Raw genomic sequence first — 17028 nt, forward strand, 5'->3', positions numbered from 1 at the left:
AGTTCTACGGGTTCGGAATCGGGTTCTACGGGTTCGGGCTCTACGGGTTCGGGCTCCGCGGGTACGGACCGGCGCACGGTACTGCGCGCGGCCGGGGTCGCCGCCGCGACCGCCACCGCCGGGGTCGTGGGGGTCGCGGGTGCGGGGGCCGCCTCGGCCGCGACCGCGGCCGACGGGGCCGACAACGTTGCCAGCACGGCCCGTCGCGGCCAGGACCACGGAAGCGGGCACGGCCACGGGCACCGCCCGGACACCGACAGCCTGCGCTTCACCCTCGCGGTGATGCCCGACACCCAGTACCTCTTCGACGGCGCCAGTATCCGGAAGGAGCCCGTCGAGGCCGCGCTGCGCTACGTCCTCGACCATGCCCGCGACCAGAACATCGTCTTCCTCTCCCACCTCGGCGATCTCACCGAGAACGGCCGCTCCGAGGAACTCGCCCCGATCGGCGAGGCGTTCGGGATCCTCGACCGGCGCGGCGCCGGGTACAGCGTGCTCGCGGGCAACCACGACATCGACTCCCGCACCGACGACCAGCGCGGCCCCAGCCCCTACCTCGACGCGCTCGGCCCGAAGCGGATGCGCGGCCTCGACACCTTCGCCGGAGCCTCCAAGGACGGCTACAACACCGCCCACCTGTTCCGCGCGGCGGGCCGCCGCTGGCTGGTGCTCGCGATGGACTGGCGGCCGTCGGCGGCCGGGATCGCCTGGGCCCGCCAGGTCATCGCCCGGCACCCGGACACCCCGGTCGTCCTGACCGTCCACGACCTGGTGTACGCCGACCACGCGGGCGCGGAGGCGGAGCTCTCCGACCACGGAAAGCACCTGTGGGACGAGCTGATCGCCGACCACGACCAGATCTTCCTCACCCTCAACGGCCACTACTGGCCCGCCGGTCGGACCGTCCGCCGCAACGCCGCGGGCAACGACGTGCACCTGCACATCACCAACTACCAGGACCGGTTCTTCGGCGGCAGCGCGATGATCCGCCTCTACCGCTTCGACCTGGCCCGCGACACCATCGACGTGTCCACCTTCTCCCCCTGGCTGCTCGCCAAGGCCGCCCGCGGCGAACTCAACGCCATGGAACGGCACGAGGTCGAACTCACCGACCCGCAGAACGCGTTCTCCGTGCCGATCGACTTCGAGCGCCGCTTCGCGGGCTTCGCCCCGGTCGCCCCGCGCCGCCCGCGCCCGGCCGCACGGATGCTGGTGCCCGGCACCCTCGCGTACTGGCGCTTCGACGGCGGCCGCCCGGACGGCGCCGCCGCCGACGCGAACCTGCGGGTGCCGGACCTGTCCGGGCACGGCAACGACCTGGTGCGGGCCGCCGTGCCGGGCAGCGGCGCGGACGCGCTGCGCTGGTCTGCGCAGCACCACGCCGACCAGCCGGGCCACGGCAGCCTGTACTTCGACGGCGGCAGGCCGCCGCTGCGCGGCGGATACCTCAAGACCGTCAAGGGCGCGCCGCTCGACGCGGCGACCTTCCGCTCGGGCTTCACCGTCGAGGCCTTCTTCAAACTGCCCGCGGACTGGACGAGCGCGCGCAACGCCTGGTCGGCGATCCTCAGCCGCCAGGGCACGCTGGCCGCCGCCGGGAAGGAGGGCGACCCGGTCGAGCCGGTCGGCACCCTGTCGCTCTCCGACGGCCACGCCCTGCAGTGGGCGGTGGCACCGCTCAACCAGAAGAGCCTGGTGACCAGTTGGAGCCATGAGCTGCCGCTCGACACCTGGTGGCACACGGCCGTCGTCAACGACGGACGGCACACCACGCTGTACGTCGAGGGCTGCCCGGTCGCCCGCAACCCGGCCACCAAGGTCAACGGCCTGACCACGCTGGGTCTTTCGTGGCTGCTCGGCGGCTATGAGTACGGCGGCGGCCTCGACCAGCTGTTCCGCGGCTGGATCGGCGATGTGCGGGTGTGCGGACGGGCCCTGCCGGTGGGCCAGTTCATGAACGCGCGCTAGGCGCCGCGCCTTCGACCGGGGTACGGGCGGTCCGCCACCGCGCCGCCCACGCCCCGCGCCGGGCCCGGCCACGGGGCCTCGCCCCGTACCCGTACCCCCGTACCTCCCTCTCCCCCGCATTCCCGATCCCCTTCCACCCCTTCCAGGAGACAGAAACCGTGCAGAGCCCTCACCCGCTGCCGCAGTGGGCCGATCCCGATGTCCCCGCCGACGCCCTCGACCCGCAGGGCATGAGCCGCCGCGGCCTGCTGCGCCGCGCCGGGCTCTACGGCGCCGCGTTCGCCGGTGCGGCCGCCGGGCTCGGAGCCGCCGCCACGCCCGCCGCCGCGCACGGCCACCGCCTCGGCGGGAACGACCCGCGGCTCGGCTATCTGGTGGGCGACCACCACATCCACTCGGTGTACAGCCACGACGCCAAGTACACCTTCGCGCAGCTCGCGACCGCCGCCTCGCGCTACGGCCTGGACTGGATGGTGCTCACCGAGCACAGCAACATCGGCCACCACGCGGCCGGGGGCGCGGCGGCGGAGCACCGGGAGATCCTCAAGGCACGCCGGGCGAACCCGCGGATGCTGATCTTCCAGGGCCTGGAGTGGTACATCCCGGGCGCCGAGCACGCCACCGTGTTCTCCCCGCCCGGGCGCCACGAGGTCGACCTGCTCACCCGCTTCGAGCAGGCGTACGACGGGAAGCTGCTCGGCTACACGGCGGGCGCCCCGGACCATCCGGACACCCCGCGCAACGAGGCGCACGCGGTGGCGGCCCTGCGCTGGCTGGACCACCAGCGGCGCTGCGGCTACGTCGACGACGTCCTGGTCCTGGCCAACCACCCGCTGCGGCTCGGCATCAACTCGCCGCACGAGATGCGGGCGTGGCGCGACGCGGCGCCCGGCGTGATGATCGGCATGGAGGGCGCGCCGGGTTCGCAGGGCGCCGCGCATCCGGGCCGGGGCGCGCGCAGCATCCGCGGCGAGTACGAGAACAGCCCGTCGGCGAACTCGTTCGCGGGCTATCCGCTGGACGCGTACGTGACGTACGGCGGCTTCGACTGGGCGACGGCGACGGTCGGCGGTCTGTGGGACGCGATGCTCGCCGAGGGCAAGCTGTTCTCGATCACGTCCAACTCGGACGTGCACCGGGTGGTGTTCGACACCTGGCGCAACGGCGACTGGCTGCCGGGCCAGAACTTCGACAACACCGGCCGGCTGCCGGACCCGGTGAACACCACCGAGCCGCAGCCGGGCAGCGACCTGTGGCCGGGACAGTTCAGCCGGACGCACGTCGGTGTCACCCGGTACGGCTACCGGGACGTGATGGCCGGGATGCGCGCCGGGCGGGTCTGGGTCGACCACGGCCAGCTGGTCGACGGGGTCGAGGTGCGGGTGGCCCGCACCCATGACCACGACGGGCGCGGCCGGACGCTGGGCGGCCGGCTGCGGGTGCGGCGCGGTGAGCACGTCACGCTGACGGTCACCGTGGACACCGCGTCCCGCCCCAACCAGCACGGCGAGCTGCCCCGGCTCGCCCACCTGGACGTCATCCGCGGCGCGGTGACCGGCCCGGCGGCCGACCGTGACTCCTGGCGCGCCCCGGACACCCGGGTGGTGCACACCGCGGATGTGTCGGGCCGCACCGGCCGGTTCACGCTGCGGATCCCGCTGGGCCGGATGGAGGAGTCCTGCTACGTCCGGCTGCGCGGCAGCGACGGCCGCCGCAACGGCCCCGGCCCGCTCGGCGCGGCGGTCGACCCGCACGGCCCGATCCGTCACGAGCCGGGCGACGGCGACCCGTGGGTGGACACCTGGCTGTACACGAACCCGGTGTTCGTGGACGTGGTGCGGTAGCCGGTAGGACCGGTAGCGACAGCGGTAGCAGGAGGAGGGGTGTGCCCGCCCCGGTGCCCGAGCGGTGCCGGGGCGGGGCGCCGGGGCGGCGCGCCGGGCGGGCACACCAACCCCTCCCATTCCCGCGATATCCCTCCATTCACCTCTTTCGGCAAAGTAAAGCCGACGTCAAATCGCCTGGTAGCACGTGGTGTTGGACGCATGTTCGTCCATAAGGTGCGCTTGATCGCGCGCTGCGCGCGATGACGCCCGCCCCCTTCGGGACGGGCGTTGTTTTGTGCTGCCTCAAAGTTCTTGGAGCCGACATGAGGGCCTGGTACGCCCACCCACCCCTGTGGTCGAGACGCAGGGAAAGATCCATAGCCGTGGTCCTGACCGCGGTGCTCGCCGTCCTCCTTTCCCTGGTGACCGTCCCCGTGGCGGACGCCGCTGCGGGCCCGCACCCGAAGGCGTGGACCCCGCCGAACACCAAGCTGACGAAGACCAGGTCGGTCGAGGGCACCGACGACCCCGGCCAGCTCGGCACTTCGCCCTCGTCCGGCACGAAGGACGGCGCCCGTTGGCGCTTCCAGCGGCGACCGGTGGTGCCGACGGGTTCCGCCACCGTCACGCTGCCCGCGCCCACCCCCGCCGCCTCCGCCTCGGCCGCCGCCCCCGCCGCGAAGGCGACCGGCGGCCGTAAGCCGGCCGTGACCCGCGCGGGCGAACTGCCCGTCGCCGTCGCCGACCTGGGTGCCCCGCGCCGCACCGCCAGGAAGGCCACCGGCCCCGCCGGTGCCGGCAGCGGCAGCGCCGCGGTCAGCGTCACCGTGCACGACGCCGCCGCCTCCAAGGCCGCGGGCGCGTTCGGCAACCTGATCAGTGTGCGCGGCGCCTCGCCCGCCACCGCGGACGGGCGTTCCGTCCGGGTCGAGCTCGACGTCAAGACCCTGGAGGGCACCGGCGGCTGGCACGACCGGGCCCGGCTCGTGGCCATGCCCGCCTGTGCGCTGACCACCCCGGCGAAGGCCGCCTGCCGCACCCGTACCCCCGTCGTGTCCAGCGTGGACCCGGTCACCGGCAAGCTGACGGCCGACATCACGCTGCCCGCCGCCGCTCCGGCCGCCCCGGCCGCGACGGCGAAGTCCGGGACGTCCGGGGCCTCCGGCGCCCCCGCCGCCCGTTCGCTCGCCGCCGCCCCGCAGCAGGCAGGTGCGGGCGTCATGCTGCTCGGCGCCGAGCCTGCCCCCTCGGGCTCCGGCGGTTCGTTCGCCGCGACCCCGATCTCCCCCTCGGCGTCGTGGAGCGCGGGCTCCAACTCCGGCAACTTCACCTACAGCTACACCCTGTCGCTGCCGACCTCGATCGGCGGGGCCGCGCCCAGCGCCATGCTGGGCTACGACTCCTCCACCGTCGACGGCATGACCGCTGCCTCCAACTCGCAGTCGTCGTGGCTCGGTGAGGGCTGGAACTACCACCCCGGCTTCATCTCGCGGCAGTACACGCCGTGCCTCAAGTCGGGCATCGACATGTCCGGCGACGAGTGCTGGGCGGGCCAGTTCCTCTCCCTGAACCTCGCGGGGCACTCCGGCCAGGTCGTCAAGGACGACCAGACCGGCGAGCTGCGCCTCCAGGGCGACGACGGCACCAAGATCACGCCGCTGACCGGTCTCAACAACGGGGCCTGGAACGGCGAGGGCTTCAAGGTCACCACGACCGACGGCACCGAGTACTGGTTCGGCGCCAACCACCTGCCCGGCGGCGACGGCAGCGACCCGGCCACCCAGTCCGTGTCGACCGTCCCGGTGTACCACCCGAAGGCCGGTGACCCCTGCTACAACGCGTCCAAGGGCGCCGGGTCCTGGTGCCAGATGGGCTGGCAGTGGAACCTCGACCACATCGTCGACCTCCACGGCAACCTGATCTCGTACACGTACACCCCTGAGACCAACTACTACGCGCGCGGCGGCGGCCAGAACAACGGCACCGGCTCGCTCACCAAGTACGAGCGCTACTCGCTGCCGCACACGGTCTCCTACGGCCAGCGGCTGCCCGAGCAGGTCGCCGCGAAGGGCACGCTGAAGCCCGCCGTGGTGATGACGTTCACGGCCGCCGAACGCTGCCTCGAGGCGGCGTCGGACTGCGAGGACGCCGACCGGACGCTCGCCAACAAGTCCCGCTGGAAGGACTCCCCGCTCGACCAGGCGTGCGCGGCCACCGGCACCTGCACGGTGTACGGCCCGACCTTCTGGACCTCCCGGCGGCTCGCCGAGGTGAAGACCGAGGTGCTGGTCGGCGGCGGCTATCGCACGGTCGACAGCTGGGCGCTCACCCACCGCTGGTCGTACCCCGAGGACGGCACCGGCAGCCCCACGCTGTGGCTCGCCTCGATCCAGCGGACCGGCTCCAACGGCGGGACGCCGACCACGCTGCCGCCGGTGACCTTCACCGACATGCAGCTGCCCAACCGGGTGGACGAGGTCACGACGACGGCGCTGCGGTTCTACCGGCCGCGGATGTCGGCGATCGTCACCGAGACCGGCGGCCAGATCAACATCGGCTACAAGGACGCGGAGTGCTCGCGGCAGCGGGGCACCATGCCCGCCTCGCCCGAGACCAACGCGATGCCCTGCATGCCGGTCAAGTGGGTGAAGCCCGGCTCCCCGACCAACACCAAGCCGTCGATCGACTGGTTCAACAAGTACCTGGTCGGCTCGATCAGCCAGGAGTCGAAGGTGACCTCCGGCGTGGGCCGGATCACCGAGTACGCGTACGGCGGCGGCGCCGCCTGGCACCGCAACGACTCGGAGTTCGCCGACGAGGAGACCCGTACCTGGGACAACTTCCGCGGCTACGCCACGGTCACCACGACCACCGGCAACGGCACCCTCGCCGACGGCCCGAAGAGCAAGTCGGTCGTGACCTTCCTGCGCGGCATGGGCGGTCAGGTCCCCGACAGCTGGGGCGGCACGATCACCGACGAGGAGGAGTACGCGGGCTTCGTCCGCGAGACCCAGACCTTCGAGTCGGTCGCGCCGGACGCCAAGGTCCTCAGCGGTGAGCTGAGCACCCCGTACCGCTCGGAGCCGACGGTCACCCACACCCCGTCGGTCTCCGGTGTCCCGAAGGTCACCGCCCGCTTCGTCAACACCCAGCAGGTCCGGGAGCGGGCGCGGCTCGCCGACGGCACCTGGCGGGAGACCAAGCGCGAGGTCGTCTACGACACCGACCGCACGCACGCGGGCCGGGTGCTGAAGGTCGACGTCTTCGGTGACGTCACCAAGCCCGAGCAGCGCCAGTGCACGGAGACCACGTACGCCACGGGCACGAACGCCATGCTGGTGGAGCTGCCGCAGCGGGTCCTGACGCTGGCGGGCACGTGCGGGCAGACGCCGAACGCGGGCAACACGATCGCGGACACCCGGATGCTGTTCGACGACCAGCCGCTGGGCACCGTCGGCGGGCGGGCGCTGCAGACGTCGAACGAGATTCTTGCGTCGTACGACGCGGACGGTACGGCGCGCTACCGCACGACGGTGAAGACGGCGTACGACAAGTACGGCCGCCAGATCTCGACCGTCGACCCGAACAACACGGACGCATCCCATCGGGACGGCACGGAGACCCGGACGGCCTACACGCCGTCCGAGGGCGCGCTGCCGACCTCGCTGACCGTGACCAACCCGCTGGGCTGGTCCTCGACCACGACGATGGACCCGGGCCGCGGCCTGCCCACGCGCGCGGTCGACGAGAACGGGCACGCGACGGACGAGGAGTACGACTCCGTCGGCCGCCTGGTGGCGGTGTGGAAGCCGGGCCGGGACAAGGCCACGCAGAGCCCGCACCAGAAGTTCGCGTACGACCTGAAGCTGGAGCGCAACGCTCCGGCCGCCATCACCACGCAGAACATCCGCGAGGACGGCAGCTACGGCACCAGCATCCAGATCCACGACGGCTTCGGCCGGATCCGGCAGACCCAGGCGATGCCGCCGTTCGGTTCGGTCGGCCGGCTGATCTCGGACGCGATCTTCGACTCGCAGGGCCGTCAGGTGAAGACGACCCCGTCGTACTTCAACGACGACTCGGGTCCGACGGCGACGGTCTTCGATCCGCAGGACGCGCAGATCCCGGCGCAGACGTGGAACGAGTACGACGGCCTCGGCCGGGTCACCGTCTCCAAGTTCATGTCGTACGGCCAGGAGCAGTGGCGCGATTCCACTGTCTATGCCGGTGCCGACCGGGTCGACGTCATCCCGCCGCCCGGCGGTTCCGCGTCCTCGACCTTCACAGACGGGTTGGGGCGGACCACCGAGGTTCGCCAGTACAAGGCGGCCACCCTCGACGGCGCGTACGACACGACGCTCCAGTCCTTCGACGCCGCGGGACGAGTGGTCCTGCGCAAGGACTCTTCGGGCAACGAATGGCGATACGGCTACGACCTGCTCGGACAGCCTACGAGCAATTCCGACCCCGACGCAGGTGAGTCCCGGACCACGTACGACGCGCTCGGCCGCGCCGTGACGACAACGGACGCGCGGGGCAAGGCGATCAGCTTCACCTACGATCTCCTCGGCCGCCAGACCGCCGCTTATGACGGCACAGACACCAGCAATCCGGCGAAGAAGACCCTCGAGTGGACGTACGACACCAAGAAGAAGGGCAAGCCGGACTCGGCCACCCGCTTCGTCAACGGAGTCGCCTACAAGTCCACCGTCAACGGCTACGACATCGGCTACCGGCCGACCGGCATGTCGATGACGATCCCGGCCAGCGAGGGTGCCCTCGCTGGTACGTACACCTCCTCGGTGACGTACACCCCGGTCCTCGGGCTGCCCAAGACCACGACGCTGCCCGCGATCTCCGGGGCTGGCCTGACCGCCGAGCGGCTGACCAACTCCTACGACGTCGACGGTAATTTCATCGGCTCCAGCGGCAAGTCGGCGCTGGTCACGGACGTGCAGTACGACGCCTTCGGGCGGCCGACCCGCACGACGGTGGGCCCGTGGGGCACCCAGGTGGTCTCCACCCAGCTCTACGACGCGGGCACGGGGCGGGTCGTTCAGTCCACGCTGGACAAGCAGACCAGTGACACCACGCACGTCGACCTCACCTCGTACACCTACAACAAGGCGGGCTCGCTCACCTCGGCGAGCACCGTGCAGGACGGCACCGCGGTCGACACGCAGTGCTTCACGTACGACTACCTGGGCCGGCTGTCCGCCGCCTGGACGGACAAGGGTGGCACCAGCACGGCGCCCGCGCCTTCGGTCTCGGGCATCGGCGGCTGCAACAACCCCAACGAGCCGACGTCGGGCAACGCGTCGGTACGGGTCGGCGGCCCGGCCCCGTACTGGCAGTCGTACGGCTACGACCTGACCGGCAACCGCACCAAGCTGGTCCGGCATGACCCGGCCGGCGCGACGGCCAAGGACCAGACGGTCGACCAGACCTTCGCGACCGGTCGGAACACCCCGACCAGCGCCCCCGACACGGGCGGTGGCACGGGCGGCCCGCATGCGCTCGCGGCTTCGACGACGACCGTCGGCGGTGAGGTGAAGAAGGCCTCGTACCAGTACGACGCCTCCGGAAACACCACATCGATCACCGATGGCTCCGGTACGAAGCGGCTGAACTGGAACATCGAGGGTCAGATCGATTCCGTGCAGGACACTGCCACTGCCGGTACGACGAGCTACGTCTACGACAGCGGGGGCAACCAGCTCATCCGACGCACCGGGACCGCGGTCACGCTCTTCCTCGGTTCGGACGAGATAACCCTCGACAAGGGGACCGGCACCCTCACCGATACCCGTACCTACCCCGCGCCTGGCGGCCTCTCTGTCACCCGCGTCACCAAGGGCGGCTCTGCCAGGCTGGTCTACCAGGCGTCCGACCCTCATGGCACCAACGGCGTCCAGTTCGAAGCGGGCACTCTGGCTTCCACCCGGCGCCCCTCCGACCCCTTCGGCAACGGCCGCGGCACTCAGCCCGGCGCCGGGGACTGGGCCGGCAGCCAGGGCTTCGTCGGGGGCACGATCGAGGGCACCGGCTTCACCACTCTGGGCGCCCGGCAGTACGACCCACTGACGGGCCGTTTCCTGTCATTGGATCCGGTCTTCAACGAGAGCGACCCGCAGTCCTGGAACGGCTACGCGTACGCGAACAACAACCCGGTCGACTACTCCGACCCCACCGGCACCTGCATCCCCGCAGATGACGGCAGCGGCCGGTGCATGAGCGCGGCAGCCTGGAACGCCTACTTCAACAAGAACAGCGACACCGGTACGGGCACCGGTGACGACACCCCGACCAGCACGGGTAGCACCCCGGCCACCAACCAGGCCAAGAATGACAACGCGGCCAAGCAGGCCGCGGCGGCGGAGGCCCTGCGCCAGAAGCAGGCCGCCGATGAGGCCCTGGCGAGGGCGAAGCAGCAACGCGAAGAACTGATGAGCAAGATCGTCGACGTCGTCGGCGACCTGATCGGCTTCAACGACGCGCGTGACTGCTTCACCAAGGGCGACGTGATGGGCTGTGTGAACACGGCCCTGAACTTCGTGCCGTGGTCGAAGGTCTTCAAGGCCGTGAAGGTCGGCATCAAGGCCTTCAAGCTCTGGAAGGAGGGCGAGAAGGCCTACGACGCCATTCGCAGCGCTCAACGCATCTCCAAGCAGGCCGAAGAAGCACTTGTCGTCGCCCGCAAGACCGCTGACGAGGCGGCGTCGGCAGAATCCGCGGCGGTACAGGCCGAGAGGCAAGCCGCTGAGGACGCGGCCAGATCGGCGGACAATGCCGGGTCGTGTCCCATCAAGGCACCGCACAGCTTCCCCGCCGGTACGCCGGTCCAGCTTGCCGACGGCACCACCAAGGCGATCGAAGAGGTCGAGAAGGGCGACCTGGTCCTCGCGACCGACCCGCAGACCGGTCTGACACGCGCTGAGACCGTCGAGCAGCTGATCACCACGCCGGACGACAAGGAGTTCACCGATCTCTCCCTGACGTCCGACGCGGGCGGGTCCAGCGCTCTCACCACGACGTGGCACCACCCGTTCTGGGATGCCACGGCACGCCGGTGGACCGACGCCAGCGAGCTCGAGGCCGGCAGCAGGCTGCGGACCCCCGACGGCACGCTGATCACCGTCACACGGGTCCGCAACTACCACGAGGCCGTCGTCACGTACGACCTCACGGTGAACCGCCTGCACACGTATTACGTGCTGGCGGGGGACGCGCCGGTCCTGGTCCACAACTGTGGCCCGGGTGCCGACGAGGTCCAGGCCATCCGCGCGAAGGAGATCAACGACGCGGAACCGAGCCAGGCCGATTTCGATGTCCACACGACGGCGGTGCTGGACGTCGAGGTTCCCGGCGTGGGTGCGCGAAGGCTCGTGGCAGGCAACGGTGCTCAAGGGCTGACCCCCGCGCAGATCACCGCTCTGGCTCCCGATGAGATCCACATCGATGCCGACATGGTGCCAGGAGACCTGCACGCCGAGCAGCGAGTGATCTTCGGCGCCAGCCTTCTCAAGGCCACCCCCGTCCAGGGTGGCGCGTCACGCAACATCTGCCGGAAGATCTGCGGTGCGCTCGTCTTCGCGACGGGTGGAGCCCCGTTCGGGAAGGTTCAACCGGGCAACGGGAAGAAGACCCACCGGGTGAAGAGCATGCGTTGGTGACGTCAGTCCACTGACCGTGTAGCGAAAGAGATCGGCCCGTCGGCATCGCCTACGGGCCGATCTGTCGTTGACGGATCCCATGCCTCTGCGGTACTGAGGTCGTGCCACAACGCTATCGATCGAAATGGGACCGTCTCGTGGGTGCAACAACCTCTGGCCGTGACCGCGCGGGCGCGCTCGCCGTCGCTCGTGTCGGAGACATCGTGTCCCTCCGATGCGTGTCCCGCGAGGCACTGGTCACAGAGGTGACCGAGGAGTCCGTGTCCATGCGGTGGCCGTGGACCGAGATCGATCCCCAGTCGATGATGCGGTGGAACGGCGTGCGCGTCATCCCGCGTACCCCGAACGCCCCCGACTGGAACGAGGAGCCGTTCTGCGTCACTTCTCCCGACACCTTGCTCGCACCCGGGCGAATGTGTGAGGTCGGAATTCCCGGAACCGCCGCCTACGTCGTCGATGTCGACGAGTTCCCGGAACCGTTGGACGTCGGCTGGACTCCCCGACCGCACGTCTACGTCTCGCTGGTGGCTCAAGGGGTGGCGATCTCGCCCTGGGCCGAAGAGATCGGCTTCACCTTGGACCCTGCGGGTGCCGAGCCGATCGAGTCGGAGCTCGTCCACCGTCCCTACGCGTTCCTGGAGGACGGTGACGAGGTGGCCGACGCCGAGGGACGGGTGTGGGCGTTCTCGGTGCCGTGGAACTGGGAGCCGTTCGACAAGGGCCCGGGAGAGGCACCGAGGTGGCCGCTTCGACTGGTCTGCCGTGCCGGCTCGGAAGCCCCGCAGGACGCGGAAGCGGTGGTCCGTGCCACCGCCTCCGGGGCACACGGCGACGAGGTGGCGCGCTGGCTGCGCGCTGCCGGTCTCGACGAGGCTCCCGATCTGCCTCCGGCCGCCTTCGACGAGGACTAGAACGACCAGGACCGGCACCCGGGCGCCCGCATCGGCCGAGGTACGCGAAAGAGCCGGAGGTATCCATCGATACCTCCGGCCCCTTCTGCTTCACACGCTCACGCTTTCACACGCTCACGCGCTCAGCGCACCGCTCACGTCACCGGCACCACATGCAGCCGCTGCGGCCGCGTCTGGTTGCAGTCCCACAGCTGGAGCGTGTTCCCGCCCGGCGCGTCCACACACCGGCCCGACGCCGGGTGGTACAGCGAGCCGTCCGCCCGGAAGATGAACTTCTGGTTGGGGCCGCCGTGGCAGTACCAGATCTGGAGGGCCGTGCCGTTGCCCCACGGGCCCGCGCCCGGGGCGTCCAGGCAGTAGGTCTTGATCTGGAGGCTGCCGTCGGGCATGCCCGTCCACGCCTGCGCCGGGGTGCCGTTGCAGGTGTACATCTGGACCGGGCGACCCGTTTCGGCGACGCCGCCGCTCAGGTCGAGGCAGCTGCCCGCGACCTCGTCGGAGGCGATCGGGCCGGTGGTGCCGGCCGGGTCGACCGACTGGTCGCGGACGACGACGTCGGCGATCGAGCCGTTGTAGAAGTTGTTCGCCCGGCCCTGGTACTTGTAGCGGCCGAGCACCAGCGAGCCCGCCGCCGCCAGCTTCGTCTGGTGGAAGCCGGAGGAGGCCAGCGCGTCGTTGACGTACAGGGCCATCTGGCCGGTCGTCGCGTTGTAGCTGACGGTCAGCTTGGTCCAGACGCCGACCTGGACGCGGGCCGCGCTGCTGCGCACGTCCGTGGTGTCGTACGGCCAGCCGCCGTTGTCGGCGGTGGCCATGCCGAGGTGCCAGTTGACGTAGCCGTTGCCCATCGTGGCGGGCCACACCATGAAGCCGCTGGCCTCGTTGTTGTCCTGGCTGATGACCACGCCGTCGGTCAGCGCGTCGGCCTTGGTCCACAGCGAGATCGAGAAGGACTTGGTCGGGTCGACCTTCAGGCCGTCGGACTCGATGACGCCGTCCGTGCCGTTGAAGGTCGCGACCTTCGCCGGAGCGCCGTTGACGGTGTCGTCGGTGAAGGACACGCCGCCCTTCACGGTGCCCGCGAACTTGCCGTACGCGTCCGGCGTCTTGCCGCCCGCCTGCGTGGCGAGCCGCATCCGGTCGACCGGCGCCGTGGTGTCGCCGAGCTCGGCCGGGGCCGCGAAGCCGGTGACCGCGCCCGCCGGGGCGCCCTGGGCGGTGGTGCCGCGCCAGAACTTCAGCGTCTCCGTACCGGCCGAGACGGCCCACAGGTCGGCGAGGCCGTCCTTGGTGGCGTCACCGACCGAGCCGATCCTCGGGTACGCGTCCGTCGTCATCCCGGTGAGGATCGGCGCGGGCGCCAGCGGGTCGGCCAGACCGGTCAGGTCGAGCCGGCCGTCCGGGCGGGTGCCGATCGGGTACGAGCGGACCGTGCCGTCCGCGCGGCTGCGGGTCCACAGCGTGGGCTGTGCCTTGCCGCTCGCCGAGCCCGGGTTGATCAGCTCGAAGCCGTCCCAGTTGCCGGTGCCGGAGACCAGCACGGCGTCACCGTCGAGGGTGTTGATGCTGTTGGAGCGGTAGAGCCACAGGTTGCCGCGCTCCACCGCGAGGACCGCGGTCTGGTCGGCGGCGAGGTCGCCGTCGAAGTCGTTCAGTATCGCCTTGGGCGCGCCGAGCGCGAGGATCTGGGTGGCCTCCGACCAGTCGGACACCCAGGAGGCGGGCGGTCCGTCGAGCGGGGTGCCGTCGACGGCGGCCCAAGTGGTGGGCTTGTCGACGGTGGTGTAGGTGCGGAAGGTGCCGTCGCCCTTGTTGGGGTAGAGGTACAGGTTCCCCTTGAGCGCCGGGTTGGCGGTGGTGTGCGCGAAGACGTCGTCGACGCCCATGGAGCGCAGCGCGCCCCGGTGGGTGGTCTGGACGTCGTTCCAGTTGGTGCCCTGCGGGGCGAGGCCGAGCAGGGCGGCCTGGGCGAGGGTCGGATCGTTGTCCGCCGTCATGTGCAGCAGGTTGCCCGCCGCGTCCGGCTTCAGGATGTCGCCGCGCCCGTCCTGGTTCAGGTCACCGGGGACGGCCTGGCCGGTCTTCGGGTCCCAGGGGACGTAGAAGGTGTACGGGAAGGGCTGGCTGTAGTTGCCCGCGACGTCCATGGCCTGGACGAACAGGATGTTGGTGCCCCACAGGCGCGGGGTGTAGGAGAAGCTGCCGCCCGAGCCGCGGATGACGTTGGGGTCGCCGCACTTCCAGCCGGTGACCGGGGTGGGGTCGGTGCTCCAGCGGACGCAGGCCGGTCCCGAGGCGCGCAGGCCGGCGCCGGGCGCGGGGTCGGTGACGTCGACCGTGAAGCTGCCGGTCTCGTTGATCTTCAGCTTGGGCTTGACGTTGAGGGTGCCGCTGGCCGGGAAGTCGGTGGAGCGGACGGTGACGACCGGGGCCGTCTTGTCGATCCGGAAGTAGCACCAGGCGGTGCCGCCCGAGGCCAGCCAGCCGTCGCTGACCTGGGCGTTCCAGCCGTACTGGTGGCCGTCGGCGAGCCGGTCGGCCCAGTAGTCGACCTCGCCGTAGCTGCCGGTCGGGCCGACGTCCTGGTAGACGCCCCAGTTGGGGTCGTTGTCGTCCCAGACGTGGAACTTCGTGTAGAGCTGGTTGAATCCGGTGGGCGACCAGGTGTTGACCCGGAGCTTGACGTACTGGTTGGCGCCGATCCAGCCCGGGTTGTCCCAGGCGTTGCCGCCGGGGGTCTGGCACTCGCTGGTGTTGCCGCTGTCGGCGAAGCCGGGGGTGGGGACGGTGCGCGGGTACCAGATGGTCGGCGCGATGTCGTACTCGATGACGACGGACGGGTCGGCGCCGAGGTGGGCCCGGTAGTACTTCTCCATCTCGTTGTCGGGGGCGAAGCCGACGGTCCAGTTGCCCCACTTGCCGTTCGCCGCGGACTGCAGGTAGGAGGTGACGTCGTAGTAGATGTTGCCGTTGCCGGTGATCCAGGCGGTGCCGACCTTGGTGCAGCCGGCCATCAGCGAGCCTTCGCCGCAGGGCTGGCTGTTCCAGGTGGCGCCGCCGGGGATCGGCGGGGTGTGGTAGAGGCCGATCGGCTTGTTGGTGCCGGGCGCGGCGGAGCTGACGACCTGGGCGACGAGGGTCGCCTTGGCGATCTGGGCGGTGCCGCGGGAGCCGTCGGCGAACAGCACCGAGGGGATGCCGAGCTGGTAGTACGAGCGGTAGCGCCCGTATCCGGTGCAGTCGGAGTAGCCGCAGTAGCCGATGCCGAGGCTGGAGAGCGTGTTGACGTTCGACGTCGTCTTGTGGTTCTCCTGCACCTGGGCGTTGACCTGGCGCTTGGCCTCGGCGCCGAAGGTCGGGTCGAGGTACCAGGGTCCCGCGCCCTTGCCGAAGGTCTTCGGGTCGGGGGTGAGGACGATGGCGTCCGCGGTCGCGGCGACCTTCATGGTGGAGACGTTGGCGCCGTCACCGGGCTGTTCGTCGGAGGACCGGACGCCCGCGGACGCCGGGGCGACGGCGGGCGCGGCGGCGGGGGCGGCCTTGGTCCAGCGCGAGGCCGGGGCGGCGTAGCTGGAGTCCCACTGGAACGGGGTGGGGGCGTGCATCCGGGCCTTGCCGTGCGCGTCCTTGAGGGCGATGTTGCCCGCGCGGTCGGCGGAAAGCGTCAGGCCGTCCGTGCGGACCGGGAAGCGCAGTTCCGCCAGCCGGGGGTCGGCCGCGGCCTTCGCCGTCCTGACCACGACGACCTCGCGCCAGCCGCCGTCGGCGAGGGCGGTGACCTTCAGGTCGACGTCGGGCAGCACCTCCGCGTACGTGGCGGTGGCGCCGCGCAGGGTGGGCTTCGGCAGGGCGAAGGGGGCGGTGACGGCGAACCGCTTGCCGTCGTCGGTGGTGATGGTGGCGAGCGGGCCGGTGCCGCCGCCGGAGAGGACCAGCCGGGAGCCGGTCACCTTGGGGACGACGGTGCCGCCGGGTCCCGCGGCGAGGGTGGTGTCCAGGGTGTGCCAGCGGCCGTCGCGCCTGACCCGGACGGACTGGGCGTGGCTGCGGGTGGTGAGGCGGTGGCCGTCGGGGTTGGCGACCGTCTCGGAGGTGTCGGTCGTCAGGGCGTCGACGGTGACCTGCTTGCCGGTGGCCTTGGCCTTGCGCAGGGCTTCCTGGACGGCCCGGGCGGTGGCGTCGTCCGCGCCCTCGGGGGGCTGTCCCGCGGTGCGGGGCGTGCCGGGGGCCTGGGCACTCGGGGTGGCCGGAGCGCTGGTGGCGGCGGGGCCGCCGGGGTTGTTCGGTGCGGCAGGCGTCACGGCGGCGGCGAGCGGTACGGCGCTCATGCCGAGGCCGAGCGCGGCGGCGACGGCCACCATTCCCCGGCCGATGACGCCCTTGGTGCGTACGCGGGACGGCCGGCCGGGCCGGCGTCTCGCGGATATGTCTGACATGCGGTTCGAGTGTCCCCTCGCACGGGCCCGCCGGTCCTTCGGCGGGCATACGGTCGGGAACGATGCAGGGTCCGTGAAGTGGGGTCAAGGCGGCTATACCGGTGTGTGTGGCTTGTCCAGATTGATCATCACATCAGGGCGCCTCAGATGACTTTCGGACAACTTTTCGCGGTGTACGGGACACCCTGGGGCACCCCCGCCGACCGGGCCCGTT

The 17028-nt window shown here is 71.1% G+C and carries 5 protein-coding genes; 4 read left to right on the forward strand and 1 reads right to left on the reverse strand.

All coding sequences use genetic code 11. From position 1 onward, the window contains the following. The first annotated feature begins 282 nt into the window (after window positions 1-282). The 4 genes from ACIPXM_RS15185 to ACIPXM_RS15200 all read left to right on the forward strand — a co-directional run bounded on the left by ACIPXM_RS15185 (window position 283) and on the right by ACIPXM_RS15200 (window position 12378). A complete protein-coding gene (locus ACIPXM_RS15185; protein ID WP_401655346.1) occupies window positions 283-1968 on the forward strand; it encodes a LamG-like jellyroll fold domain-containing protein in 1686 nt (561 codons plus the stop codon). Window positions 1969-2126: 158 nt separating this feature from the next. Beyond that, complete coding sequence (locus ACIPXM_RS15190) at window positions 2127-3812, forward strand: PHP domain-containing protein (RefSeq protein WP_401655347.1); 1686 nt, start codon at window positions 2127-2129, stop codon at window positions 3810-3812. 365 nt (window positions 3813-4177) lie between these two features. Continuing rightward, a complete protein-coding gene (locus ACIPXM_RS15195) occupies window positions 4178-11467 on the forward strand; it encodes a polymorphic toxin-type HINT domain-containing protein (protein WP_401655348.1) in 7290 nt (2429 codons plus the stop codon). 218 nt (window positions 11468-11685) lie between these two features. Continuing rightward, entirely contained in the window at window positions 11686-12378 is a 693-nt protein-coding gene (locus ACIPXM_RS15200) for a hypothetical protein (RefSeq protein ID WP_401655349.1), read from the forward strand. 134 nt (window positions 12379-12512) lie between these two features. Here the strand turns inward: ACIPXM_RS15200 and ACIPXM_RS15205 are convergent, their stop codons facing one another. After that, window positions 12513-16814, reverse strand: coding sequence for a ricin-type beta-trefoil lectin domain protein (locus ACIPXM_RS15205; protein ID WP_401655350.1), 4302 nt, complete (start codon window positions 16812-16814; stop codon window positions 12513-12515). Between the last annotated feature and the right edge of the window lie 214 nt (window positions 16815-17028).

Origin of the sequence: Streptomyces sp. NPDC090025 (genome assembly GCF_044748125.1) — a bacterium.
Classification (GTDB): domain Bacteria; phylum Actinomycetota; class Actinomycetes; order Streptomycetales; family Streptomycetaceae; genus Streptomyces.